This window comes from Ruegeria sp. AH12 (genome assembly GCF_056541465.1).
In genome coordinates, this window is record NZ_JBQFYL010000011.1 from 65,568 (window position 1) to 89,545 (window position 23,978).

Genomic DNA, 23,978 nt, shown 5'->3' on the forward strand with positions numbered 1-23,978 from the left:
CCGTAAAGGGTGGTGTTCAGGCGCCATTCTTCTTCGCATGTCTGTATTTCTGCTCAATCGGAGCACTCTCCATGTTTCGCTATTTCGAAAACCTCGTTGACCCTTTTGTCGCCTATCGTGAAACCGATACGCCGCCGACGCGGCTGTGGCCGTTCATGCTGGACTACTCGCGCCCGTTTTTCCGGGTGTTCTTTTGGGCTGCATTGATTTCCATCATCGTGGCCGCTGTTGAGATAGGGTTGATCTACTATATGGGCCGCGTTGTTGACCTGTTGGGTGGCACCCCGGAAGAGGTCTGGCAAAACCACGGGACCGAGCTGTTGTTAATGGCAGGCTTTATCCTGCTGTTGCGTCCGCTGTTGCATTTGGTCGATGTGCTGCTCTTGAACAACACGATCCTGCCGAACTTTGGTACGCTGATCCGCTGGCGGGCACATAAACACGTTCTGCGTCAGTCCGTTGGCTGGTTCGAGAATGACTTTGCAGGCCGTATTGCCAACCGGATCATGCAGACCCCGCCTGCCGCGGGCGAGGTGGTGTTCCAGGTCTTTGATGCGATTTCGTTCTCGCTTGCCTATCTGATCGGCGCGGCGATCTTGCTTTATGCGGCTGATGCACGCCTGCTGATCCCTTTGCTCATCTGGTTTGCGTTCTATGGGCTGCTGGTGCACTGGACGGTGAAACGAGTCGGCCCCGCGTCTCAGGCTGCATCTGATGCTCGTTCGACTGTCACGGGCCGGGTTGTCGACAGCTACACCAACATCCACTCGGTCAAGATGTTCGCTCATGGCCGACAGGAGCTGGATTATGCGCGTGAAGCGATCGAGGAAACGCGTCGGACCTTTCAGGTCGAGATGCGGATATTCACGATCATGGATGCGGTTCTGGTTACTTTGAACGGCTTTCTGATCGTTGGGGTTGTTGGCTGGGCGATTGCTCTTTGGATGCAGGGTACCGCTTCGGTTGGCGTTGTTGCGGCTGCAACGGCGCTGACCCTGCGCTTGAACGCGATGACCGGATGGATCATGTGGGCGCTGACCAGCTTCTTCCGTCAGCTTGGTATCGTGGCCGAGGGGATGGAGACGATTGCTCAGCCAATCGACCTGCTGGATGTACCGGCCTCACAACCCTTGCAACTGAGCAAGGGCCAGATCGAAATCAGCGATCTGTCGCACCATTATGGTCGTGAAACGGGTGGTTTGGATCACATAAACCTGACCATTCAGCCGGGCGAAAAGATCGGTCTGATTGGCCGATCTGGTGCAGGGAAATCGACCCTAGTTAAGCTGCTTTTGCGGTTTTATGACGTCGAGAAAGGCGCGATCCTGATCGATGAACAGAATATTGCGCAGGTCACACAAGACAGTTTGCGCGGGCATATCGGCATGGTTCAGCAGGACAGCGCGTTGTTGCACCGGTCGGTGCGCGACAACATCCTCTATGGTCGTCCGGATGCGACTGAAGAACAGATGATTTCCGCCGCGAAGCAGGCCGAGGCGCACGAGTTCATTCTTGACCTGCAAGACCCGCAGGGGCGCACCGGATATGATGCGCATGTGGGTGAGCGGGGCGTGAAGCTGTCCGGTGGTCAGCGACAGCGGGTGACCCTTGCACGGGTGATTTTGAAGGACGCGCCGATCTTGTTGTTGGATGAGGCGACATCCGCGCTAGATTCCGAGGTTGAAGCGTCCATTCAGGAAACCCTCTACGGCATGATGCAAGGTAAAACCGTGATCGCCATTGCCCACAGGCTCAGCACCATCGCTCAGATGGACCGTATTCTGGTTATGGATGCAGGCCGGATCGTGGAAGAGGGCGCGCATGCTGACCTGTTGGCGCAGGGCGGCCTTTACGCGCAGTTCTGGGCGCGGCAATCTGGTGGCTTTATGAACCCGGAGGCCGCTGAATGAGGGTCGCTGACCTCATCAACCCGTTCAAAAACATCGAGACGCCCCCGCCGCAAACGTTGGGGGCGTTCATTCGCTGGGCACTATCCGGTGCCTGGCCCATGCTTTTTGTCGCGGCCTTCTTCTCGGCCGCAGCGGGCACGATGGAGGCGGGAACAGCCTGGATTCTGGGCCGCGTCATCGATGTGGCCACGACCAGCGGACCGGACGGGTTTCTGACCGGTGGCAATCTGTGGATGATCCTGGGCGGGGTTGCGTTCTTTATGCTCCTGCGGCCGGTCTTTTTTGGTTTCTCGGCGTTTTCGAACAACTATGTCGTCATGCCCAATATCACGCCACTGGTTTTGGCCAAGCTGAACCGATGGACATTGGGCCAGTCGGTCACGTATTTCGACGATGATTTCGCGGGACGGATCGCGCAGAAACAGGTTCAGACTGCGAATGCTCTGGCCTCGGTCGTCTCGGAAACGATCAGCGCGATTGTGTTTGCTTTGGCCTCTCTTGTCGGCTCTTTGCTTTTGTTAGGGTCTATTCATCCGTTGGTGATGTTGCCCTTTGTTGTCTGGCTGGTGGTCTATTTCATGTTGGTGCGCTGGTATTTGCCACGTATCCGCAAACGATCAAGTGCACGGGCAGGTGCGCGTGCGATGGTGTCGGGGCAAATCGTCGATACGATCACCAATATCAAAACGGTCAAACTGTTTGCACATGCCCAACACGAGGATCAGGCAGCGCGCAATTCGATGGTCGATCTGCGGGAACGCTCGTTAGAGTTCGGGCTGCTTTCGGCCAGCTTTCGGGTCATTCTTATGACTTTGGCGGGTGTGCTGCCCGTGATGCTGATCGGGGCGACGCTGTGGCTTTGGCAGAGCGGTGCTGCGACCACCGGTGACATCGTGGCGGCAGGGGCTGTTTCGGTCCGTATCTCGCAGATGACCGGTTGGGTCAGCTTCACGCTGATGGGGCTGTATGCCAATGTTGGCGAGATTGAGAACGGGATGAAAACCCTGGCCAAGCGCGACCGGGTCGAGGATGCATCGCAGGCCAAAGATCTGATGGTGACCCATGGTGCGATCACATTTGACGACGTCAGCTTTGCCTATGGCCGTGAAATCGGGGGCGTTTCAGAGCTGGATTTGACCATCAAGCCGGGCGAAAAGCTTGGGATCGTAGGGGTGTCCGGGGCAGGCAAATCTACCCTCGTTTCGCTGCTTCTTAGGCTCTACGATGGGGAAAATGGCGCCATTCGCATCGATGGGCAGGACATCTCGCAGGTGACCCAGGACAGTTTGCGCCGTCAGATTGGCATGGTCACACAGGAAACGGCCATGTTCAATCGGTCCGCACGTGAAAATATCCTGTATGGACGTCCAGATGCATCCGAGGATGAAATGATCGAGGCCGCCGAAAAGGCTGAGGCGCATGAGTTCATCCTTGGTTTGCAAGATGCGCAGGGCCGCAAAGGCTATGATGCGCATCTGGGTGAGCGTGGTGTGAAGCTCAGCGGTGGTCAGCGACAACGGATCGCGTTGGCCCGCGCCATTTTGAAAGATGCCCCGATCCTGGTGCTGGATGAGGCCACATCGGCGTTGGATTCTGAGGTCGAAGCCTCGATCCAAACCGCGCTGCATCGCGTCATGCAAGGAAAAACCGTTCTGGCCATCGCGCATCGCTTGTCCACACTCAGCGAGATGGATCGGATCGTCGTTCTGGATCAGGGACGCATCGTCGAAACCGGTACGCATGACGCGCTGTTGGACCAGGGCGGGCTGTATGCGCGGTTCTGGCATCGCCAGTCGGGTGGTTTCATTCAGGCAGAAGCCGCCGAATAAGGGTTTTGTTGCGGCCAAACCCCCGTTATCAGGCCCGGTATGACGGAAACCTACACCATAACCCGGCTTGGCCATCAGGGTGACGGCATCGCCGACGGCCCGGTCTATGCGCCCCGCACTCTTCCAGGTGAGGTGGTTTCAGGCACATTGCTGGGCCAGTTTCTCTCCGATATCCGCGTGGAAACTCCATCGGACCAACGCGTGAAAGCTCCTTGCCGCCACTACAAAGCCTGTGGGGGGTGCCAGCTACAGCATGCATCGGACGCTTTTGTTGCTGATTGGAAGGTGGATGTTGTCCGAACCGCGCTGTCCGCACAGGGGTTGGAGGCGCATATGCGTCCAATCCATATCTCGCCCGAACGCTCACGCCGTCGTGCGACAATCGCAGTGCGTCGGACCAAGAAGGGGACGCTGGCAGGGTTTTACGGGCGCGCATCTGACGTGATCACCGAAATCCCGGATTGCCATCTTCTGGATCCCGCATTGATCGCCGGTATTCCCGTGGCCGAGGCGCTTGCGATGCAGGGCGGCAGCCGCAAGGGCGTTCTGGCCGTAACACTGACCTTGTCCGACGGCGGGCTGGATGTTGCGGTTACGGGCGGCAAACCGCTGGATGGGCCGTTGGAGCTGGCCCTGGCGCAAGCGACCGAAAAGCACGGGCTTGCCCGGCTCAGCTGGGATGGTGAGGTCATTGCCACGCGCCAGCCCCCAATTCAGCGGTTCGGGCAGGCGACGGTCACACCGCCTCCGGGCGCATTCCTGCAGGCGACGAAGGATGGTGAGCAGGCTCTAACACAGGCTGTTTTGGAGGCAACGCAAGGTGCCAAGCGCGTTGTTGATCTGTTCGCGGGCAGCGGGACGTTTTCATTACCACAGGCTCAGACGGCCGAGGTTCATGCCGTTGAGGGCGAAGCCGCGATGACCCAATCGCTGGATCAGGGCTGGCGCAGGGCGACGGGGTTGAAGCGCGTCACGACCGAGGCGCGCGATCTGTTTCGCCGCCCGCTGATGCCCGATGAATTGAAGGCCGTTGATGCGGTCGTGCTGGACCCGCCACGCGCAGGGGCAGAGGCGCAAGTGAATGAACTGGCACAAGCGCTGCGCCCAGTGATCGCTTATGTGTCTTGTAACCCGGTGACCTTTGCGCGCGATGCAAAAATGCTTGTTAACGCCGGCTATACCCTTGAATGGGTACAGGTTGTTGACCAATTTCGGTGGTCGTCACATACGGAACTGGCCGCGCGGTTTGTGTTGAACCCCGCATCCTGAGGAGACAGCGAACATGGGCTTTCAACAGCGATTGCAGCACATTATCGAAACACCTATGTTCGGGCGTTTCATCACCGGTGTGATCATGTTCAACGCCGCGCTGCTGGGTATGGAAACCTCTCCGACCTTGATGGAGATCGCGGGCCCGCTGATTGTGGCGCTTGATAAGCTTTGCCTTGCCATTTTCGTTGCTGAGATTGCGATGAAGTTGGTGGCGACAGGGCGGAACTTCTTCAAAAGCGGCTGGAATCTGTTCGATTTCGTGATCGTGGGGATCGCTCTGGTACCCAGCGCTGGCAGTTTGTCGGTTCTGCGGGCGCTGCGGATCCTGCGGGTGTTGCGCGTGATTTCAGTTGCGCCACGGCTGCGGCGGGTGGTCGAAGGCTTCATCTCGGCCTTGCCGGGTATGGCCAGTGTGTTCCTGCTGATGGCGATCCTGTTTTATATCGGCTCCGTGATCTCGACCAAGCTGTTTTCGGAAAGTTTCCCAAACTGGTTCGGTGATCTAGGTCTGTCGGCCTATACATTGTTCCAGATCATGACGCTGGAAAGCTGGTCGATGGGCATCGTCCGCCCCGTGATGGAAGTGTATCCCTACGCCTGGCTGTTCTTTGTCCCGTTCATCATGGTGACGACCTTCGCGGTGGTGAACCTGCTGGTTGGTCTGATCGTGAACTCGATGCAGGATGCGCATCATGCCGAGGATGAGGTCAAAACCGATGCCTACCGTGATGAGGTGCTTGAGAGGCTGGAAGCCATCGAACGCCGCATAATTGAGCAATCGAACATCAAAAAGTGATTTCAGTTTTTTGATTTTTTGGCATAATAGCCAAAAAAAACCAGAGTAGCAGGCAGTGAAACATGGATCGTCGAGCATTTGGATTGGGTGCAATGGCAACGCTGAGCCTTTCGGCTTGTGCTTCAGCCAGCCCTAGAATTCTATCTTACAATGGGCCCGAGGTGACCTCTTTGGTTGTCAACAAGGGCGCGCGGAAGCTGTATCTTCTGCACAACGAACAGATACTTCGGCAATATGATGTCGATCTGGGCTTTGCGCCGAACGGCACCAAAACCAAGCGTGGCGACGGGCGCACGCCCGAGGGCACATATCTGATCGACCGCCGTAACCCACGCAGCCGGTATCATCTGTCCTTGGGAATTTCCTATCCAAACTCGGCTGATATCGCCAAGGCCAAAGCCGCCGGAGTCGATCCGGGCGGGGATATCTTTATCCACGGTCAGCCGAACCTGCGGTCTGAATTCAAGCGTGCGAAAAAGACGCCGGATTGGACGGCGGGCTGCATCGCGGTCAAGAACGACGAGATGGAAGAGATCTACGCGATGGTTAATCGGGGCACTTTGATTACCCTGCGGGCCTGACCGAGCGCCATTCGCCAAACCCGAATTGATCAAAGTCGCGCTGGTAGGTTTCAGCTGCCAGCGCCTGCAACCGGTCATCGCAGATTTGATCAAGTGCAAACGGAGTTTCCGTTGCGCTCGTCTTTGGTGTTGGCGGAGTGTCATGGCCCATGGTTCGCGCCAGATCGGGCAGGGCGGTTTCCAGTTCATCGTCGCGCAGGATCAGGTCAGGTATCGCGAAGGTTGATATACCCTCTAGTGCTTGCACCTGTGTGCACCAGCTTGCATCTACGCGGATTGGGGTTTGGCCCGCAAGGTTGTGGCGCAGAAAGGTCAGGAAGGCGGAAAATGCTTCATAATGCTGGTCTTTGGAATAGTTCTTTTCGCGCACCTGACCGGGGATCGGCAGTTTGAACCGATTGCGTAATTGCGAGCGGAGGTCTTCATAACACTCCGGCCCTTTGTTCAGGATATGGGTGCAGAACGCGCTATGCGCGCGCGCCAGGGGATGGCGTAGCACCGTGAATTTGCGGTGACCGGGCGAAGATCGCATCCAATCGCGGACCATGTCGGGCGCCAGTTCAGTGCGCAATTCACTGGTATTCACACCGTCCAGTGCGGCCATCCATTGGTGCACGATCGGTTCGATACCACCACGCAGGGGCATATAGATCAGCGGTGTTTCGGCTGCGATGATGTAACCATCCACTGCAGGATCGCGTTTGGGTTCAAAATTCGGGCTGCGCGCAATCGACAGAAGGTCCAGCCCGGATAGCGTTCTTTGCATTTCATCCGGGTTGGTGACTTTGGACAGGGCCGGTGTCGGGTTCTGCGGTTTCAGCCGGTCATCCAATCGGCCCAGCCTTGACGAAACCCCAAGCCAGGTGGCCAGGCCGTTCAGAATGCTCAGATCGGTCAGGTCGTTGTAATCAATGTAGAACGCGGCCTGGCCGGAGCGTTGCAGATGGGCACGCAGGCGGGACTGAAACCCATAGTGCTCATCCAGATAGTCCGAAAATTCGCGCCCGTCGAAGTCAACTTGGGCCTCAAGCCGTCGCTTGATGTTCTTTAGCTGCCACTGCTTGGTTTCGCGCACGATCTTGAGCGACAGATAGCTGTCCAGCGGATTGCGGGTCAGAATGATCTTGGCACAACGTGGATCATTCAGGGCCGGTTCCAGCACCCTGGGATCATGGTCCTCAAAATACCGAAAGCCGTTCAACGCATTTGCGTCAGAGCGCATCGCCTTTATCAGTTGTACGGGATCCTTATCCCTTTGTTCCAGCGTTATGCCCAACACATCCTGCGCTTTGACACGACCGATGAAATGCGGATTGAAGGCCTCCCCGTGGCAGGTGATGCCGTCCAGCGCGTTCAAATTGGCCTCGAGCAGGTTCGAGCCTGTGCGCATGGCGGCCAGTATGATGAAGTAGTCAAACGGTCGCGTCATCGGCCATCACTGAACCAGATAGGGCTTTCGGAACGGTTTGGTCTGGGTTCCAAACACGTCGTCGGCGGGGAAATCACCCATAAGTTTTGGGTGCATTCCTTGGTTTTTGAGGTTCTGCAGAAACTGACCAAAACCCGACAGATCGACCATCGTGGGTGCTTCGGTCAGATGGCTGGGCATTTGCGTGCCGATCTCGTCAATGATGGTGTGCAGCGGCTCCATTGGCGCTTCGACAAAGTCCGACAAGGTCCAGCTGCGCACATTGGCTTTGGTCCAGACCGAAGTTAGAACCTCAATTTGTTTGGTTTCAATCTGTTGCAGGCGCGCAGCCTCAAGCCTGATATCGGCGAAGTTCAAGTTTGACCGGAATAGCGGAACCGCCCAGGCACCGGTAATGACCGAGATTTGCGCATTCCGGTCCCGCGCCATGAACCAGTTGATGTCTTGGGTATCGTTAGGCCCGAATTGAAAGCACTGGCGCTCACCCCGCGTGTTCCAGATCAGGTTCGACAGAAACGCTGTGGGATTATAGTCGCGCAATGTCGCGCAATCACTGAGCGCACCATTGGTGATGGTCTGGTCTTTGGAAAATTCAGCACGATCAGGGCCAAACAGATGACCATGCACCCGAGCGCCAGTTGTGGTTTCTAGCCAGGCCTCAAAGCCCTCAAACAACTCGCTAAAGCCCTGAAACACCGAGTACGCCGATGAGGTCAGGCCATTTTCGCTGCCATGTTTGGGAAAGCGGCTTTGCATATACAGCCCATCGCGACCATGGGTCCGACGCTCGACCGCTTTGGCAAAGACCCGGTCGATCTTGCCGGGGTTGGGCTCTGCCGGTCGCAGTGCGCCGGACTGATCTGTGAGAAAGGTCTGATACAGACGATCTGCGCGCCACCAGATCTTGCGTGCCACAAAGCAGTCTGAGCGGCGCAGCAATTGCAGGTGGTCGTCGTAGAAGATGTGTGGACGCCCCTGATAGTCGAATTTCGACAACGTCAACGAGCGACTTTCGATATGGGTTGAATAGAGCCGCGCCAACGTTTGAAAATAGCTTTCATCCGGTATCCAGACATGCCGAAAGTAGCGATCATAGGTTTTACGTTTTGGGTCCTGAAGAATTGCAGAGAGTGTCTGGCGGGTCAGGCACCACCACTGGCTGCCCATATGGGGCATTAGGCCATCAGGGATTTGGCGGCGCAGACCCAGGGCGCGCTGCAGCCTGACATAGGTGTCGAACAGCTTTCGGTGCTTGCGCCAGGAAAACGGAAACCGCAGTGTGAAACGTTCATGATCCAGCCCACCAATGGTCCAGCTGACATCAGCGGTGGTTGCACTTTCAATAAAGTCCACACGGGGTCGTTCCGACAGGTAGCTTACAAGTTCTTGTACTGGGCGCAGGGGCAGGCAGGACCCTGATGACAGAAACACATGCCGCACATTCGGTAATTTCTCTAGCATTTGTTCGGACGCTGCCTGTGTTCCGGCAACTATACCCCAGCCACCCCAGTCGCATTTGTGGCGGTTGGAAAATGTGATTAGGGGGTTGTCAGCGCAAGAGGCGGTGAATTCCGAATACACCTGATCCGGGACTTTCTGGTCCACATGGATCACAACCGGGCAGCCCGCTGCGGTCCAATGCCGTGCCACCTGTTCGGCGCGATCCAAGGCCGTATGGACCAGCATAACAACGCCCAAAGAGCTCATGCCCAGTTTCCTTTTGACATGAGGCCCAGAATTTCAAGCTGTCGCCAATTGATATAGGTTTCAGAGAAATCGCACCAGAATACAGGCTTTTCATCCAATTGTTGGGCATAGGCTTTGTATTCGCCGGACCCGCGATAATGCTGGCCGCGCTGCAACTCTTCGCGGGCCTTATCGCCTAACGTGTTGATCAATTTGGCATGCAGCAGCGCGCCGCTGGTCTTTTCGCCGCCCCATTCGTCGTAAACTTGGTTCAGCCCGCGTGGCAGCAAGGAATGGGTCGAACTCACATAGACATAGCGCCGGTCCCATTTCACCAGGGGGATTTTGTTCAACGCTGGCGCTTTCGACGGGTTGTCGCCAAAGAACACACGTGCCCGCGCGCCGCCTTGAATCCAGAGGTTTTTATATTCTGGATTCTTGGTGATCATGTAGTTGCCCGCATCGAACCAGCGCGCAATCTCGAACGGGTCCTGCCCTTCGCGATAGGGTTCATCCTCGACGGGGCCTTGGGGGTACATATCAATCAGCATGGTGCCGAAACTGCGCACAGCGCTGCCATCCAGCCAATCTGTCAGGGCCCGGATCGGGCGGGTATCGCAGAACGGGTAGATAAAGAATTCATCCGGATCGACGGTCAGTACCCAGTGTTTATGGGCATATTTGCGCAGCAGGTAGTTTGACCAATCCAGACCGAAACCGGCGCGTTTATAGCTGGTTCTTGTGCGCCAGACCGAGACATCCGGTTGTGCCCTTAGGAATTCAAAGCTGCCATCATCGCTGTTGTTGTCGACAAACAGAAAATGATCAATGCCTAGCTTCCGGTAGAATTCCAGAAAAAAGGGCAGGCGGATTTTTTCGTTGCGCACAACGCTCATCAACAGGATGTCGTCGTGCCGAATTGCGGCGGTATTGTTGCTGGCGGGTTCAAGTTCGCGTCGGCGTCGCACACAGCGCAAAATACGGCGCTTGCGCCGCAATCTCATCCGATACGAATCCAACAGGCTCACGCGTTTAGCCTACCCTTATTGTGACGCGAGCATTCACCGCCCCTTTTTGAAAAAGGTCCGGGATTATGCTAAGTTATGTCATCTTTGCATATTGCAGGGCAATGGATTTAGAACCGGTTAGCAGAAAACATGACATATATGTGTATGTATTTGTCATGGCTGCCATCCTCCGGCATTCATTAACCCAAGTTGCTCTAGCTGTTCCCAACCTTCAAACGGCACCGATTGAGATGTCCAAAGGGTTGGGCCATCGATGATCCCGTCATAGTACGATCCAAACTGGTCGGGGTCGTGAAAGTGCTGGCGGCGCTGTTTTTCGATCCGAGATTTCTCGATGATTTCAGGCAGGAACTTGGTGTGGAGCAAAACGCCTGATGGTGTTTCCCCACCGGGCCCGTCATAGGCCGCGTTCAGCTGCCGCGGCAGAGCCGAATGGCAGGAATTCACACAGGCATAGTGCCTGGACCAGCGCACCAAGGGGATCTTGTTCAATGTAGGTGATCGTTGGCGTGTTTTCGCAAAAAACATGCGCTCGCGGACCCCGCCCTGAACCCAAAGGTTACCCAGAGGGCTTTGGCGCTGGGCGCGATACGGCGCTGCGTCGAACCAGTTCAGCACGTCGGTAGGATCGCTTGCGGGGTCATAACCTTGATCGCCCAATGCGCCCTTTGGATAAAGGTCCAGCATCAGCGCCCCAAAGGCCCGACGCCCGGATTGGTCCAGCCACGCCGTCAGATCATGCAGTGTTTGCCTTTGGTGATGAGCAAAGATCAACAGCTCATCCGCATCCACCATCAGGCACCAATGCCTATGGCCGTATCGCATCTGCAGCCAGGTCAGCCAGTCCAGCCCATAGCGCGACGCGCGATAGCTGGCATGAGTTTGCCAAAGCGAGATATCGGGCTGATCCAGCAGCAGCTCAGTCGAGCGATCGTCGCTGCCATTGTCGACGATCAGAAAATGATCAACACCCAGCTGCCGATAGTGTTGCAGAAACCAAGGAATCCGGGTGATTTCATTCCGCAGCGTGGTAAAGGCCAGGATGCTGCCGCGCCTGATCTTATGTGTCTGATCGTTCCGGCTGGTCAGTTGATGGCGGCTGCGCCAGGATCGCAGCAGCAGGCGGCGACGTTTCCAGCGCAGGCGATACGCGTCAGCCCATCCAATCCGGGGCAGGGTCTGCAGCGAAGCGCCGATCAACCCGGCCTCATTGGTCGTAGTGCCCGTTCTGATGCCAGCGCCAGGCATCGGCAATCATCGTCTCTAACGTTGATCTCTTGGGCTTCCAGTCCAGTTCAGCCTCGGCGCGGACCGAGCCTGAAACCAGTTTGGTGCAATCACCCTCGCGGCGGGCGCCAACGGTGTAAGGCACGGCTCGGTTGGTCACGGCTTTGGAATGCTCGATCACCTCAAGAACCGAAAAGCCCGAGCCGGTGCCCAGGTTGAAGACCTGACTGCCCTTGCCCTGTTCCAGCCAGTTCAGACCAAGCACATGGGCGTCGACCAGATCGCAGACATGCACATAATCGCGGATGCAGGTGCCATCGGGCGTATCATAATCTGTGCCGAACACTGTCAGCCCATCCCGCTTGCCGTCGATGGCATCCAACATAAGCGGGACCAGATGCGTCTCGGGCCGGTGGAACTCGCCCACCTCGCCTTCCGGGTCAGCGCCGGCCACATTGAAATAGCGGAAGATCACATGGCGCAGGCCATGGGCAGCCTCAAAATCGCGCAGGATATCTTCGATCGCGCGTTTTGAAGCGCCATAAGCGTTCAACGGGTGCTGCGACGTTGTTTCATCCAGAACCACATTGTCATGCTCGCCATAGGTGGCGCAGGTCGATGAAAACACAAAGTCCAGACATCCCGCTGCGACCGCAGCCTCGATCAAAGTCAGGGAGCCGGTCACGTTGTTGGACCAGTATTTCCCAGGTTCCGCCATCGCCTCGCCCACTTGGCTCAGCGCTGCGAAATGCATCACCGCCACAGGCTGGTGTTTGGCGAACACCTCGTCCAGACGGGCGCGGTCCAACAGGTCGCCCTGTTCGAACGGTCCGAATTTGACCGCATCCTGCCAGCCGGTGATCAGGTTGTCATAGGTGACGGGAACATACCCTGCCTGTGACAACGCCTTGCAGGCATGGGATCCGATATAGCCAGCGCCACCGGTGACAAGAACAGTTTTCATATGCGATCCATGGGGTCAGAGTTGGGCGTTCCTACGCCATCTTGGGTTAGGGGTCAGGGGGAAAAGAGGTCACTCCAGACCCATAGCCGCCATCATCTCTTCGATTTTTGGCACGTCCTCGGGGTTGTTGAGTTCCCAGAACTGACGGCCTTTGGCTTCGACTTCGACACATAGAACCTTGCGCCCATTTTCCATAAAGCGCAGCTGTTCCAGGCCTTCCAGCTGTTCCAGCGGGCCGATTGGCCAGCCGGGGTAGGCGGCCAGCGCATCCGGCCTGTAGGCATAAACACCGACGTGGTGGAACACCGGAGTTGGCGTATCGCCCGCGAATGTATCCGAGGTGAAGGGGACCACCTCTTTCGAGAAATACATCGCGCTGTTATCGCGGGCGAACACCGCCGTGGTACCGCCAACGCGCCCATGTTTGCGGTCATTCAAAAGGCTGTTCAGCGCATCACCGTCACAGCGCAGAACCGGGGTCGCCACACCCGCACCAGGTGCGGCGCGCAGGCCTGCGATCAGGTCTTCGACAAACCAATGCGGGGTCAGGGGGGCGTCGCCTTGCAGGTTGACGATGATGTCGTACCCGCCGCCCAGCACGGCATGCGCCTCGGCACAGCGTTCGGTGCCGTTCTGGCAGGTTTCCGAGGTCATCACGACCTCGGCCCCGAACCCTTCGGCGGCGTTGCGGATGCGGTCATCATCGGTGGCCACGACCACCTTATCCACGCCCGACACCGAACAGGCTGCCCGCCAGGATCGTTCAATTAGCGTCATCGCTTTGCCCGTCGCGCCGGTCAGTGGAACCAGAGGCTTGCCGGGATACCGGGTCGAGGCATAGCGGGCGGGGATGGCGATCAGAACAGACATCAGGCGTCTTTCAACTCAACACCCGGAGCGTAGGCGATGAAGAACGGGTTTGCATAGCCATCCTTGCCATAGGTCAGGGGTTCGTGGTTGTCGAACCGGACAACCTTGCCGCCCGCGCCGGCCAGAACGGCGTGACCGGCTGCGGTGTCCCACTCCATAGTGCGACCCACGCGCGGGTAGATATCGGCCTCACCCGTTGCGACCAGACAGAATTTCAAAGATGAGCCCGCGCTCTTGCTGTCCTGCACCTGATATTTGTTAATGTAGTCATCCGTGGCCTGATCGCGGTGGGATTTGGATGCCACCACCAGAAGCGCCGAATTGTCGGGGTCTGAGACCGAGATGGGCGTGACGTCACCAGCTTGAACTTTGTCCAATGTGCCTGTTTCTTCCACCGCCTGCCCGTCAGCTTGCGTATAGAACATGCGACCGCGCGCCGGAGCATAGACGACCCCGCGCGTGGGAATGCCATTTTCAACCAACGCGATATTGACGGTGAAATCTCCGCGCCGGTTGATGAACTCCTTGGTGCCGTCCAGCGGATCAACGATCAGGAATGTATCCCCCTTGGTCGAATGTGACGCGGCCTGTTCCTCGGTCACAAGCAGGATATCCGGGAAGGCTGCGCGCAACCCTTCGGAAATCAGGGCGTCGGCAGCTTCATCCGCTTCGGTTACCGGACTTGCATCTGATTTGACCTTCACGTCGAAATCATCCGCCTGGTAGATCTCCATGATCTTGTCGCCAGCTTCCAGGGCCAGACGCCGGATGACGGGGATAAGCGCATCGTAGGTCACAAAAATGCTCCGTTTACGTGGTTTGTTGATCCAAATCTCTGACGGACTTATGATGTGCCGGTTACCGAACGGCAAGGTATTCGTGCCAGTTTGAGGGCAACAAAACAGGAAAGACCCCTCGCGTGTTTTACTTCAAGCGCAGTCAATCGATGCTGGGCAGCGCCTTTACCATCGCAGAACTGGTGTTCCACGGTGTGGTACGCGACGTGCGCACACAACACTCAAATGCCGTGATCGCGATCTTGATCAATATCCTACAGATTCTTCTGATCGCTATGGTTTTTTATCTACTTATGTCCTTCATGGGCCCGCGCGTGGCTAAGATCAGGGGTGAATTCATCCTGTATCTGCTGTCGGGTGTGTTTCTTTTCATGATGCATACCCAGTCGATTGCAGCCATGTCCAAGTTAGGTGGAAAAAACAATCCAATGATGCAGCATTCTCCGATGAACGCTATGGTCATGTTGCTCGCCTCGGCATTTGGTGCGCTTTACAAGCAGATCATGTCGATTACCGTGATTTTATTCGTCTACAGCGTCGGAGTAGCGCCTCTTGAAATTCAGGACCCGGGCGGGGCCTTTGGGATGCTGATACTGGCGTGGTTCACCGGGTGTTCGATTGGTTTGGTGTTTATGGCGCTTAAGCCGTGGTTTCCTACAGTAGCAACAATGCTGAGCACGATCTATCGGCGGCTGAACATGGTGTTTTCAGGTAAGATGTTTCTGGGAAACGCGTTGGGTGGAACTGTTTTGATGATGTTTGCGTGGAACCCTTTGTTTCATCTTATCGATCAGTGCCGAGGGTTTGTGTTCCGCAACTATTATCCACGCAATTCCGACTGGGAGTATGCACTTTGGGTCGGGATCGCTCTGACAATGATTGGTTTGCTGGGCGATTTCTTTTCCCGCAAGCATATGTCCCAAAGCTGGGATGCCCGCCGCTAACGCGCCACGCGCAGGGTCAGGTTGATCCGCCCGCCTTTTGGCAACAGCCGGGATGATCCGGGCCTGATCCGATCAACGCCATGATAGGTTAGCCGGGCCGGGCCGCCCATGATCACCACATCGCCCGAGCTTAGCCAAACAGATTCCGTTTTGCCGCCGCGCGTTGTATTGCCAATGCGAAACAGGGCGTCATCCCCCAGTGAGATTGACAACACCGGCCAAGAAAAGTCCGCCTCATCCTTGTCCTGATGCACGCCCATTTTGGCACTGTCGCCATAGTAGTTGATCAGACAGCAATCGGGTTCACGTTCGGCGCTGACTAAATCATGCCAGATAGTCAGGATCGCCTCGGGTATTGCGGGCCATTTTTCACCTTTGGGGTGGTGATCCTGATAACGATAGCCTGATCTATCGGTAACCCAACCCAGCGCTCCGGCGGAGGTCATGCGCACCGACATCTCCTTGCCTGATGGCGTCACAGGCCTCACCAATGGCGCTGCTTTCAGAATCGGGCGCAGCGCTTCGATCAGCTGGGTCTGGGCTGTGCCGTCCAGATACCCTTTCCTGATATCGAACCCCCGCAAAAGCAGCCGTGCCATACCCGAATCCCCATTCCTTACCAAATCCTTGCCAAAAAAGGCCGCAGATTCCCGAAAACCTGCGATTCAGAGTGCTTGCAGGCCATTGGTCCGGACCTTATATACGCCGGGACGCGCGATGGTGTAGTGCTGTCGCGCACATCAGATCGGGGACAGGATGCCATAACGGGTCCGGCCCTCGGGACATCGCCTTAAATTGAAAGGGATCAAAATTATGGGAAAAGTAATCGGCATTGACCTTGGTACCACAAACTCGTGCGTTGCCATCATGGACGGCTCGCAGCCGAAGGTCATCGAAAACGCTGAAGGGGCGCGGACCACGCCCTCGATCGTCGCTTTTACGGAAGATGAGCGACTGGTCGGTCAGCCTGCAAAACGTCAGGCGGTCACCAACCCCGACAACACGATTTTCGGCGTCAAGCGTCTGATCGGTCGTCGTGTGGATGATGCAGAAGTCGAAAAAGACAAGAAAATGGTGCCCTATGCCATCGTTGATGGCGGCAATGGCGACGCATGGGTTGAAGCCCGCGGTGAAAAGTACTCCCCAAGTCAGATCTCGGCGTTCACTCTGGGCAAGATGAAGGAAACGGCTGAAAGCTATCTGGGTGAGGAAGTCACGCAGGCGGTTATCACCGTTCCGGCATACTTCAACGACGCCCAGCGACAGGCCACCAAAGACGCCGGTAAAATCGCCGGCCTGGAAGTGCTGCGGATCATCAACGAACCAACAGCGGCTGCTCTGGCCTATGGTCTGGACAAGGAAGAAACCCAAACCATCGCGGTTTATGACCTTGGTGGCGGTACCTTCGACGTGACCATTCTGGAAATCGACGACGGCCTGTTCGAGGTCAAATCGACCAATGGTGACACATTCCTGGGTGGTGAAGACTTTGACATGCGCATCGTCAACTATCTGGCGGATGAGTTCAAAAAAGAGCATGGCGTCGATCTGTCTGCCGACAAGATGGCCCTGCAGCGTCTGAAGGAAGCAGCTGAAAAAGCCAAGATCGAACTGTCCTCGACTTCGCAGACTGAAATCAACCAGCCGTTCATCTCGATGGGTTCGAACGGTCAGCCGTTGCACATGGTCATGAAGCTGACCCGTGCCAAGCTGGAATCGCTGGTTGCTGATCTGATCAAGAAGTCGATGAAGCCTTGCGCCGCCGCTCTGAAAGACGCGGGTCTGTCGGCTGCTGACGTCGACGAAGTCGTACTGGTCGGTGGTATGACCCGGATGCCGAAAGTGATCGAAGAGGTTACCAAATTTTTCGGCAAAGAGCCGCACAAAGGTGTGAACCCGGACGAAGTGGTTGCCATGGGCGCCGCCATTCAGGCCGGTGTTCTGCAGGGCGACGTCAAAGACGTGGTTCTGCTGGACGTGACCCCGCTGTCGCTGGGGATTGAGACACTGGGTGGCGTGTTCACCCGACTGATCGACCGCAACACGACCATTCCGACCAAAAAGTCTCAGGTCTTCTCGACCGCCGAAGACAACCAGAACGCCGTAACCATCCGCGTGTTCCAGGGTGAGCGCGAAATGGCTGCGGACAACAAGATCCTGGGTCAGTTCAACCTTGAAGACATCCCGCCGGCACCGCGCGGTATGCCTCAGATCGAGGTGACTTTTGACATCGACGCCAACGGCATTGTCTCGGTTTCGGCCAAGGACAAAGGCACCGGCAAAGAACAGAAGATCACCATCCAGGCCTCGGGCGGTCTGTCCGACGAGGACATCGAAAAGATGGTCAAGGACGCCGAAGAGAACGCGGAAGCCGACAAGGAACGCCGCGAGCTGGTCGACGCCAAGAACCAGGCCGAAAGCCTCATCCACTCGACCGAGAAGTCGATGGAAGAGCATGCCGATAAGGTCGACCCGACCACCATCGAAGCCATCGAGCTGGCGATTGCCGCGCTGAAGGACGAGCTGGAGACCGAGAATGCCGACAAGATCAAGTCGGGCATCCAGAACGTGACCGAAGCCGCCATGAAGCTGGGCGAAGCCATCTACAAGGCGCAAGCCGAAGAGGGCGAGGATGAGCCTGCGGCAGCTGACGAAGCGCCAGCCGACGATGACATTGTCGACGCCGAGTTCGAAGATTTGGACGACGACAAACGTAAGTAACGGGTAACCTGGCCAATTTGGGCCGGTCCGGTTGCCGGGCCGGCCCGATTACGTTGAGGCAGAAGGAAACACTGATGTCAAAACGCGACTATTACGATGTGCTCGGCGTGACCAAGGGCGCATCGGCGGACGAGATCAAAAAGGGTTTTCGCAAGAAAGCCAAAGAGCTGCATCCCGATCGCAACAAAGACAACCCGGATGCCGAGGCGCAGTTCAAAGAAGCGAACGAGGCCTATGACGTGCTGAAGGACGCGGACCGCAAGGCCGCGTATGACCGATTTGGCCATGCCGCCTTTGAAAACGGCATGGGCGGTGGCGGTCGACCTGGCGGTGGCTTTGGGCAGGGTGATTTCTCTAGTGCATTCTCGGATGTGTTTGACGACCTGTTCGGCGATTTCATGGGTGGCCAGCGCGGCGGCGGCGGTGGTCGTCGGGCCGCGCGCGGATCAGACCTGCGCTACAACCTACGCGTGACGCTGGAAGAGGCCTATGCAGGCCTGCAAAAAACCATCAATGTCCCTGCTGCTGTGGCTTGTTCGTCTTGTGATGGAACCGGGGCCGAGGGCGGCGCCGAGCCGGTAACCTGCCCAACCTGTTCCGGCATGGGCAAAGTACGCGCGCAACAAGGGTTCTTTACCGTTGAACGCACATGCCCCACCTGTTCCGGTCTGGGTCAGATTATCAAAAACCCCTGTAAGGTTTGCAGCGGCTCTGGCCGGGTGGAAAAAGAACGCGCCCTGTCGGTGAACATTCCCGCAGGTGTTGAAACGGGCACACGCATTCGCCTGGCGGGCGAAGGTGAGGCAGGAATGCGCGGTGGCCCTCCGGGCGATCTCTATATCTTTGTCGAGGTCTCCGAGCATAAGCTGTTCGAGCGGGACAGCGTAAACCTTTATTGTCGTGTGCCGGTCAGCATGGCCAAGGCCGCGCTGGGTGGGTCGATCGAAGTGCCTACGATTGACGGTGGCCGCGGACGCGTGCAGATTCCGGCGGGCAGCCAGTCTGGTCGCCAGATGCGCCTGCGCGGTAAGGGCATGCCAGCCCTGCGTGGCGGTGGTGTTGGAGACATGTTCATCGAACTGGCTGTGGAAACGCCGGTCAATCTAACCAGCCGCCAGAAAGAGCTGCTGCGAGAATTCGATGATCTGGGTGAAGATAACCATCCGGAATCAAAAAGTTTTTTCTCGTCTGTCAAGTCTTTCTGGGATGGGATGAAAAGCTAGAGCAAGAAACAGGCCGCTCCAAAATGGGGCGGCCTTTTGCATTGGGGGCTCTGCCCCCGCCGCCCTTCGGGCGTCTCCCCCGGGATATTTAGAGCCAGATGAAGTTTGGATCTCCTGCTTCATCTGGCTCTAAATATCCCGGAGCGCGAGGCAGAGCCTCGCACGGATTCAACGTCAATTGGTCTTATTTCCTTGTCGGATGTGGCCATATGACCCGCGTATTGGTGCTTGATTTCTGGGGCCTGTCCTGAGATTGTCTCAATCAACCGTTGGGGTGCCCTGAATTCAGGGCTGAGAGGCGCGTGCGTCAACCCATCGAACCTGATCCGGGCAATACCGGCGGAGGGAACGGTCTAACACAAACAGACGTTTTCCATGCCGCGTTGCCTAAGTAAGCGGAGCAACGACGTGGTGCCAATTGCCTTGACCATTGCGGGATCTGACAGCGGCGGCGGGGCGGGCATTCAGGCCGATCTCAAGGCCATGTCAGCTTTAGGTGTCTTCGGGGCCAGCGTGATCACCGCTGTTACGGCGCAAAACACGCAGGCTGTGACGGCTGTGCATGGTATTCCGCTGGATGTGATTGCCGCTCAGATCGACGCTGTTCTGTATGACTTGGATGTGCGGGCCATCAAGATTGGGATGTTGGCCACGCCTGAGATCATCCAGACGGTGGCGGACGGGATTTCAAGATATGGCGGACCTGTCGTACTCGACCCGGTTATGGTGGCAAAATCCGGTGACGCTTTGTTGGCGCAAGAGGCGGTTCAAACCTTGCGCGAGGTCTTGCTGCCGTGCGCGACGGTCCTGACCCCGAACCTGCCCGAGGCGGCTTGTCTGCTGGGGCAGTGTGGCGCGGCTTCACCCGCAGAGATGATCACTCAAGGTAAAGCGCTGTGCGCGTTGGGCGCAGGGGCGGTCTTGATGAAGGGTGGGCATGGCGCGGGTGCTATTTGTCATGATCTTCTGGTCGATGAAACGGGCGTGATCGCCGAGTTTCAGGCCCCGCGGCAGAACACAACAAACACGCATGGAACCGGCTGCACGCTGTCGTCCTCGATTGCTACCGGTTTGGCCAAAGGACTGTCCCTGATCGATGCGGTAGGTGAAGCGCATAGTTATCTGCAAGGCGCCATTGCACAGGCAGATACACTCGATGTCGGTGCGGGCCACGGCCCAGTGCATCACTTCTACCGGATGTGGTCTGCGTGACGATCTGGTCCGTCATAGGGGCCGGTGTGGCGGGGCTGGCCGTCGCCAGCGAGCTGACCGCGCGCGGGGCGAAGGTACAGTTGTTCGATCTCAAAGGCCCGCCTGGCCCGCATGGGTGTTCCTGGTGGGCAGGTGGCATGTTGGCGCCTTGGTGTGAATATGAAAATGCCGAAGAACCGGTTTTGCGACTGGGCCAAGAAGCCATCGCGTGGTGGGCGGATCGTACCTGCGTGAGCCGGTGCGGCACACTGGTTGTTGCCAACGCTCGGGATGTGCCTGACTTGCGGCGTTTCGCGCGCAGGACCGAAGCGTTTTGCGAGGCAGATAGGGAAAGAATCGCCGAATTAGAGCCTGATCTGCATGGATTCAGCAAAGGGTTGTACTTCGGACAAGAGGCGCACCTTGATCCAAGGCAAGCGCTGAGTGATCTGTACCATGGCTTGAAAGACCAAGGTGTGGTGTTTCATCACAAGCTCGCACCCGCGCAGTTGGAGAATGCGATCGACTGCAGGGGGCTTCAAGCGCGGGATGCTTTGCCTGATTTGCGGGGCGTAAAGGGCGAGATGCTGGTTGTGCGTTGCCCTGATGTGACGCTGAACCGTCCTGTGCGCCTGCTGCATCCGCGGATGCCGCTTTATATCGTGCCGCGTGGTGAGGGCATTTACATGCTGGGCGCGACCATGATCGAAAGCGAAGACAGCAGCCGGATCACCGCGCGCTCAATGCTGGAACTGCTCAGCGCGGCCTACGCTCTGAACCCGGCCTTTGGTGAGGCTGAGGTGCTGGAAATCGGCGTCGATCTGCGTCCTGCCTTTCCCGACAACCTGCCGCGTATCCGGCGCTTGGGCCGGACGATCTATGCGAATGGCCTTTACCGCCATGGCTACCTGTTGGCCCCAGCCTTGGCACAAGGCGTGGCCGATCTGGCGCTAGAGAACAAACATTCGGAGATGGTCGATGAAGATCGTGCTTAATGGCGACCCCAAGGACGTAAAGGCCGCCACACTGGCGGAGTTGCTAGAGGAATGCGACTTCTCGGGCCGTGTCGCAACGGCGGTGAACGAGGAATTCGTGCCCTCCAGTCTGCGCATTGCCCATGCTCTATCCGAAGGTGACCGGGTCGAAATCCTGTCGCCGATGCAAGGAGGGTGAGGATGAAAAGCTTTTATGACGTCGCTCTGCCCAACCCGCTGATGCTGGGCACCGCGCAATATCCCAGCCCTGCTATCCTCGAACAGGCGTTCCGCGACAGCGGCGCGGGCGTGGCCACAGTTTCTCTGCGGCGGGAATCGGGGGCCGGGCAGACCTTTTGGCAGATGATCCGCGATCTGGGCGTGCTGGTGCTGCCCAACACGGCCGGCTGTCATACGGTGAAAGAGGCGGTGACCACCGCGCATATGGCCCGCGAAGTGTTCGAGACCAAGTGGATCAAGTTGGAGCTGATCGGTCATACCGACAGTCTGCAACCGGACGTCTTCCAACTGGTCGAGGCCGCGCGCATCTTGACCGAGGACGGGTTCGAGGTCTTCCCGTATACCACCGACGACCTGATCGTGGGCGAGCGGCTGCTTGAGGCCGGGTGCAAGGTTCTGATGCCCTGGGGTGCGCCCATCGGCTCGGGCCGGGGGCTGAACAATGGATACGCCCTGCGCGCGATGCGGGCCGAGTTCCCGGATGTGCCGCTGGTGATTGATGCCGGGATCGGCCTGCCCAGCCATGCGGCCCATGCGATGGAGCTGGGATATGATGCCGTTTTGCTGAACACAGCCGTCGCGCGCGCCGGCGATCCGGTCTTGATGGCAAAGGCGATGATGCGCGCGGTTGAGGCCGGGCAGCTGGCCCATCAGGCCGACCCGATTGAGGCGCGGGACATGGCCGAACCCTCAACCCCTGTCGTCGGAAAGGCGTTCCTGTCATGAGTTTGGACCGTTTCTACCCGATCTTTGACCACTCTGACTGGCTGCGACGGATGTTGCCGTTGGGAGTGAAGCTGGTGCAGCTGCGCATGAAGGATCAGCCGGACGATGTTGTCCGGGCCGAGATCGCGACCTCTCGCGATCTATGCAATCAGCATGGCGCGGTTCTGGTGGTGAACGACTATTGGCAGGCTGCGATAGATGCGCGCTGCGACTGGATTCATCTGGGGCAGGAAGATCTGGATGACGCCGACCTCAAAGCGATCCGAAAAGCGGGTCTAAAGCTGGGCGTTTCCACCCATGACGATGACGAGCTAGAGCGCGTTCTGGCCATGGACCCCGACTATGTCGCGCTGGGGCCGGTCTATCCGACGATCCTGAAAAAGATGAAGTGGGAGCAGCAGGGCCTGCCGCGAGTCACCGAGTGGAAAACCCGTGTGGGCGATATCCCTCTGGTCGGGATTGGCGGTATGAGCGTCGAACGCGCGCCCGGCGTGCTTGAGGCGGGTGCCGACATTGTCTCGGCCGTTACGGACATCACCCTGAACGCCGACCCCGAGGCGCGGGTCCGCCAGTGGATCGAGGTCACCAGATGAGCCGCTACGCTCGCCAGATGATCCTGCCTGAGGTGGGGGGTGAAGGGCAGGCGCGCCTATCCAAGGCGCGTGTTCTGGTTGTCGGGGCGGGCGGATTGGCCGCTCCGGTCCTGCCTTTGCTGGCCGGGGCAGGCGTTGGGCATCTGACGATCCTCGATGCGGATGACGTGGCCCTGTCGAACCTGCATCGCCAGACGCTGTTTACCGAAGCGGATTGCGGACGCCCAAAGGCCGAAGTTGCAGCCGATCGTTGTCGTGACTTGAATTCTGATATCGACGTCGTTGCACATAAACAGGCTCTAACAAACAAGAATGCGGCTGGTTTTGTCTCACGGGCCAATCTGATCCTCGACTGTGCGGACAGCTATGCCGCCAGCTACACCTTGTCGGATATCTGCCTGACCTTGGGCAAGCCTTTGCTCAGCGCCTCAGTGCTGGGCTTGTCCGGCTATGTGGGTGCGTTCTGCGGTGGTGCGCCGTCACTGCGGGCCGTGTTTCCCGAAGCCCCGACCAGCGGGGCGAGCTGCGCCACGGCAGGTGTGCTGGGGCCGGTCGTGGGGATGATTGGAGCGATGCAGGCGCAGATGGCGTTGACTTTGATCCTGGGCCTCGACCCATCGCCCCTTGGCCAGATGGTGCAGGTGGATGCCCAGACCTTCCGAAGCTCCAGCTTCCGCTTTGACGCAGCGCCTGAGCCTGAGCAGTCCTTCGCCTTCGTTGCCGCCTCGCAGCTGTCTTCAGGCGATGTGATTGTTGAGCTTCGGGACGAGGACGAAGCCCCTCAACCCATCCACCCCCTGGCGCGGCGCCTGAGTGTGGATCAACTGAAATCAGAGCCTAACAAAGCAAAAAGACTGGCTTTGTGCTGTGCAACTGGTCTGCGGGCCTGGCGCGCAGCTGAACAGATTGAACCGGATTGGCCGGGCGAGATTGTCCTCGTTGCGGCCTCAACCTCGTGAGTGAAAAGGAAACGCGAG

22 protein-coding genes and 1 riboswitch are annotated in these 23,978 nt (G+C 57.7%); of the genes, 14 read left to right on the top strand and 8 right to left on the bottom strand.

The annotated features are described in order from the left end of the window. The first annotated feature begins 71 nt into the window (after positions 1–71). From ACR0EL_RS15560 to ACR0EL_RS15580, 5 genes are all read left to right on the top strand, one after another. The gene (locus ACR0EL_RS15560) at positions 72–1,910 is read left to right on the top strand and encodes an ABC transporter ATP-binding protein (RefSeq protein ID WP_480500869.1); all 1,839 of its coding nucleotides are present in this window, start codon (positions 72–74) and stop codon (positions 1,908–1,910) included. Further along, on the top strand, positions 1,907–3,739 hold the full coding sequence (locus ACR0EL_RS15565) for an ABC transporter ATP-binding protein (protein WP_480500870.1): 1,833 nt from the start codon (positions 1,907–1,909) through the stop codon (positions 3,737–3,739). Before ACR0EL_RS15560 ends, ACR0EL_RS15565 begins: the two co-directional genes overlap by 4 nt. Before the next feature lie 39 nt (positions 3,740–3,778). Then, a complete protein-coding gene (locus ACR0EL_RS15570; RefSeq protein ID WP_480500871.1) occupies positions 3,779–5,008 on the top strand; it encodes a class I SAM-dependent RNA methyltransferase in 1,230 nt (409 codons plus the stop codon). Positions 5,009–5,021: 13 nt separating this feature from the next. Then, positions 5,022–5,807: an ion transporter gene (locus ACR0EL_RS15575; RefSeq protein ID WP_480500873.1), complete on the top strand. Its 786-nt coding sequence runs from the start codon at positions 5,022–5,024 to the stop codon at positions 5,805–5,807. A 62-nt stretch (positions 5,808–5,869) separates the two neighbouring features. Then, on the top strand, positions 5,870–6,388 hold the full coding sequence (locus ACR0EL_RS15580; protein ID WP_353008519.1) for a L,D-transpeptidase family protein: 519 nt from the start codon (positions 5,870–5,872) through the stop codon (positions 6,386–6,388). On the opposite strand, the gene ACR0EL_RS15585 is transcribed toward ACR0EL_RS15580, so the two are convergent. The 7 genes from ACR0EL_RS15585 to cysQ all read right to left on the bottom strand — a co-directional run bounded on the left by ACR0EL_RS15585 (position 6,372) and on the right by cysQ (position 14,389). Next, the gene (locus ACR0EL_RS15585) at positions 6,372–7,817 is read right to left on the bottom strand and encodes a sulfotransferase family 2 domain-containing protein (RefSeq protein ID WP_480500874.1); all 1,446 of its coding nucleotides are present in this window, start codon (positions 7,815–7,817) and stop codon (positions 6,372–6,374) included. The two genes, ACR0EL_RS15580 and ACR0EL_RS15585, sit on opposite strands and share 17 nt — an antisense overlap. 6 nt (positions 7,818–7,823) lie before the next feature. Then, positions 7,824–9,524 carry a DUF5927 domain-containing protein gene (locus ACR0EL_RS15590; RefSeq protein ID WP_480500876.1) on the bottom strand — a complete coding sequence of 567 codons (1,701 nt, stop codon included), beginning with the start codon at positions 9,522–9,524 and terminating at the stop codon, positions 7,824–7,826. Beyond that, positions 9,521–10,507, bottom strand: a complete 987-nt coding sequence (locus ACR0EL_RS15595) for a glycosyltransferase family 2 protein (RefSeq protein WP_480500969.1) — start codon at positions 10,505–10,507, stop codon at positions 9,521–9,523. Before ACR0EL_RS15595 ends, ACR0EL_RS15590 begins: the two co-directional genes overlap by 4 nt. Before the next feature lie 177 nt (positions 10,508–10,684). Next, on the bottom strand, positions 10,685–11,779 hold the full coding sequence (locus tag ACR0EL_RS15600; RefSeq protein ID WP_480500878.1) for a glycosyltransferase family 2 protein: 1,095 nt from the start codon (positions 11,777–11,779) through the stop codon (positions 10,685–10,687). Next, positions 11,739–12,722 carry a UDP-glucose 4-epimerase GalE gene (gene galE, locus ACR0EL_RS15605; RefSeq protein ID WP_480500880.1) on the bottom strand — a complete coding sequence of 328 codons (984 nt, stop codon included), beginning with the start codon at positions 12,720–12,722 and terminating at the stop codon, positions 11,739–11,741. The genes ACR0EL_RS15600 and galE overlap by 41 nt, the downstream gene beginning before the upstream one ends. Positions 12,723–12,791: 69 nt before the next feature. Continuing rightward, positions 12,792–13,592 carry a 3-deoxy-manno-octulosonate cytidylyltransferase family protein gene (locus ACR0EL_RS15610; protein WP_480500882.1) on the bottom strand — a complete coding sequence of 267 codons (801 nt, stop codon included), beginning with the start codon at positions 13,590–13,592 and terminating at the stop codon, positions 12,792–12,794. Further along, positions 13,592–14,389, bottom strand: a complete 798-nt coding sequence (cysQ, locus tag ACR0EL_RS15615; protein WP_480500884.1) for a 3'(2'),5'-bisphosphate nucleotidase CysQ — start codon at positions 14,387–14,389, stop codon at positions 13,592–13,594. Before cysQ ends, ACR0EL_RS15610 begins: the two co-directional genes overlap by 1 nt. Before the next feature lie 122 nt (positions 14,390–14,511). Between cysQ and ACR0EL_RS15620 the strand changes: the two genes are divergently transcribed. Beyond that, positions 14,512–15,333, top strand: a complete 822-nt coding sequence (locus ACR0EL_RS15620) for an ABC transporter permease (RefSeq protein WP_480500886.1) — start codon at positions 14,512–14,514, stop codon at positions 15,331–15,333. On the opposite strand, the gene ACR0EL_RS15625 is transcribed toward ACR0EL_RS15620, so the two are convergent. Further along, positions 15,330–15,932, bottom strand: a complete 603-nt coding sequence (locus ACR0EL_RS15625) for an alpha-ketoglutarate-dependent dioxygenase AlkB family protein (protein WP_480500888.1) — start codon at positions 15,930–15,932, stop codon at positions 15,330–15,332. The two genes, ACR0EL_RS15620 and ACR0EL_RS15625, sit on opposite strands and share 4 nt — an antisense overlap. Before the next feature lie 214 nt (positions 15,933–16,146). On the opposite strand from ACR0EL_RS15625, the gene dnaK reads away from it, so the two are divergent. The 8 genes from dnaK to ACR0EL_RS15665 all read left to right on the top strand — a co-directional run bounded on the left by dnaK (position 16,147) and on the right by ACR0EL_RS15665 (position 23,960). After that, complete coding sequence (gene dnaK, locus ACR0EL_RS15630; protein WP_480500890.1) at positions 16,147–18,054, top strand: molecular chaperone DnaK; 1,908 nt, start codon at positions 16,147–16,149, stop codon at positions 18,052–18,054. Between the two features lie 74 nt (positions 18,055–18,128). After that, complete coding sequence (gene dnaJ / locus ACR0EL_RS15635; protein WP_480500892.1) at positions 18,129–19,277, top strand: molecular chaperone DnaJ; 1,149 nt, start codon at positions 18,129–18,131, stop codon at positions 19,275–19,277. A gap of 260 nt (positions 19,278–19,537) precedes the next feature. Next, a riboswitch (TPP riboswitch) is annotated at positions 19,538–19,642 on the top strand. A 43-nt stretch (positions 19,643–19,685) separates the two neighbouring features. Then, positions 19,686–20,489: a bifunctional hydroxymethylpyrimidine kinase/phosphomethylpyrimidine kinase gene (gene thiD, locus ACR0EL_RS15640; protein WP_480500894.1), complete on the top strand. Its 804-nt coding sequence runs from the start codon at positions 19,686–19,688 to the stop codon at positions 20,487–20,489. After that, positions 20,486–21,463, top strand: a complete 978-nt coding sequence (gene thiO / locus ACR0EL_RS15645) for a glycine oxidase ThiO (protein ID WP_480500896.1) — start codon at positions 20,486–20,488, stop codon at positions 21,461–21,463. The genes thiD and thiO overlap by 4 nt, the downstream gene beginning before the upstream one ends. Continuing rightward, positions 21,447–21,641, top strand: a complete 195-nt coding sequence (gene thiS / locus ACR0EL_RS15650; protein WP_480500897.1) for a sulfur carrier protein ThiS — start codon at positions 21,447–21,449, stop codon at positions 21,639–21,641. The genes thiO and thiS overlap by 17 nt, the downstream gene beginning before the upstream one ends. A 2-nt stretch (positions 21,642–21,643) precedes the next feature. Beyond that, positions 21,644–22,408 (top strand): thiazole synthase, encoded by a 765-nt coding sequence (locus ACR0EL_RS15655; protein WP_480500898.1) that lies wholly within the window; start codon positions 21,644–21,646, stop codon positions 22,406–22,408. Next, positions 22,405–23,001: a thiamine phosphate synthase gene (locus tag ACR0EL_RS15660; RefSeq protein WP_480500899.1), complete on the top strand. Its 597-nt coding sequence runs from the start codon at positions 22,405–22,407 to the stop codon at positions 22,999–23,001. Before ACR0EL_RS15655 ends, ACR0EL_RS15660 begins: the two co-directional genes overlap by 4 nt. Next, positions 22,998–23,960 (top strand): HesA/MoeB/ThiF family protein, encoded by a 963-nt coding sequence (locus ACR0EL_RS15665; protein WP_480500900.1) that lies wholly within the window; start codon positions 22,998–23,000, stop codon positions 23,958–23,960. Before ACR0EL_RS15660 ends, ACR0EL_RS15665 begins: the two co-directional genes overlap by 4 nt. Positions 23,961–23,978: the final 18 nt, after the last annotated feature.